Here is a 2,128-nt window from a genome sequence, read left to right on the forward strand (position 1 = left end):
CTCTCCTTGGCGCGCAGCGGATGAAAACTTCTTCAGTCAAATATGGGGCCAGGTTAAGACGGAAGGTTCTTGGCAGGGTGAGATTTGGAATCGAAAAAAAATGGAGAATTATTTCCAGTATGGGAAAGCATCGGCGAGATACATGATAGTACAGGAGACCTAGTTAACTATGTGGCTATTTTCTCAGATATCAGCGTCATCAAGGACACCGAGAAAGAGCTTAAGTATCAAGCTAATCATGATGCACTAACTTCTCTACCTAACCGTAACCTTTTTCAGGAGCTGCTTGAACATGCTATACAAAATGCAAAGCGACAATCTGAATGCCTTTCAGTGATGTTTTTAGACCTGGATAACTTTAAACATATCAATGATAGTCTGGGTCATCATACTGGTGATCTGTTACTGCAAGAAATTGCCGGGCGGTTGAAAGAAAACCTTCGGAAAATTGATATCGTGAGTCGGCTGGGTGGTGATGAATTCCTGATTCTGGTGGAAAAAGTCCATAGCCAAACAGATATTGCACGAATCGCACAAAAGTTATTACTGGCGTTAGATTCGCCTTTTAATATCAATGGCCGTCAATTAATAATCAGTGCCAGCATTGGTGTTAGTATGTTCCCGGATGATGCGAAAACTGTTTCGATGTTAATCCAGCATGCTGATATGGCCATGTATAAGGCAAAAGAACATGGCAAGAACTACTATTATTTTTTCAAACAAGAGTTATCAGACAGAGCAACGCAAAGATTCCAGATAGAATCAGAGCTGCGCCATGCAATTAAAGACAAACAGCTCGTAGTTTATTATCAACCACAGTACTCGTTATCGAATGGCCGATTAACAGGCCTGGAGGCGCTGTCTCGCTGGATACACCCAGAGAGAGGTACGATCTCTCCCGATGAGTTTATTCCAGTTGCGGAGGAAAGCGGGCTGATCATTCCCTGGACTGCATGGATGATCGAGCAGGCTATCATTGATTGGAAAGATCTAGTTGCGAACTTGAAATCGATTCCTCGTCTCAGCATCAATATCTCTAGCCATTGTTTTCATATGCATGGCTTAGTCTCACTTGTAAAAGAACTCATTGAGCGACACGATATTAGGGCTAGCCATTTGGAGCTTGAAATCACTGAAACATCTCTAATGCAAAATGCAGATAGGGCGTGGAGCATCCTTGCTGATCTGAAATAATTAGGGGTACATATCGCCATTGATGACTTTGGAACAGGATACTCTTCACTAAGTTATCTTCAGTAATTTCCGATCGATACTGTGAAGATTGATCGTTCATTTGTGAAGGAAATCATACATCAGCCTGATGTGGCCACTATGGTTTCGGCAATCATACGTATGCGTCACATTCTTGGATTAGATGTCATCTCTGAAGGTGTGGAATCTATTTCCCAGATGGCAATGCTGACTGAACAAGGTTGTGACATAGTTCAGGGATATATATACAGTCAACCTATCCCACCAGAAAAAGTGACGATCCTTCTGCAGCGAGAAATGTAAACCTATCGGTGAAACCGGTCATGTATACTCCAGCCACCGCTCAGTTCACGCTTCATATCATGATAGTGGATAGAGCAGTCAGCCATTTTAATGTCCGCTTTGGGTCGGAAGCGGTCGTTCAGCCTGGTTGAGGAGTGGAATCTCCCCGAAGGTCTGCTTTCGGCCAAAAGCGGGCATTAGAGTACGACTAATAATTAAAATCTGCCAGGGCTATAATCATTGTCTATTTGAGAGTGACATTTGAACAATCCAAACCTCGGCGAGCATGTCTAGGAATGTCTCTATAGATGCTTGTTAGCCGGGCGTCTTTTGCCTGGTTTTCTTTTAGATGGATGATAGCATTCAGCAAGTAACTGACACTCGGTCAATAAAATCATATGATATTCATCCATTATGGCCTCTGACTTCCATTCACTTGCTAAAATATGAATCCGATACGTATCAATCTTTTTGTGGATGGTACGAAAGCATCAGCATATTTGCCTCCGGTATTATTTGGATTAGCCGCACTTCTACTTCGTTCGCTGCGCGCCAAGGAGAGAGAATCGAAGGCGCGTAGTCCCCGGTAGCCACTAGGCGAGACTGTTTTTCTGACGTGCGCCAGCGCCAAAGG

The 2,128-nt window shown here is 43.5% G+C and carries 1 pseudogene; it reads left to right on the forward strand.

Going from position 1 to position 2,128, the window contains the following annotated elements:
* Nucleotides 1–171 precede the first annotated feature (171 nt).
* A pseudogene (locus BOW51_RS10070) lies at nucleotides 172–1,515 on the forward strand (putative bifunctional diguanylate cyclase/phosphodiesterase).
* The last annotated feature ends 613 nt before the right edge of the window (nucleotides 1,516–2,128 follow it).

Origin of the sequence: Solemya elarraichensis gill symbiont, assembly GCF_002021095.1 — a bacterium.
Lineage (GTDB): Bacteria > Pseudomonadota > Gammaproteobacteria > Chromatiales > Chromatiaceae.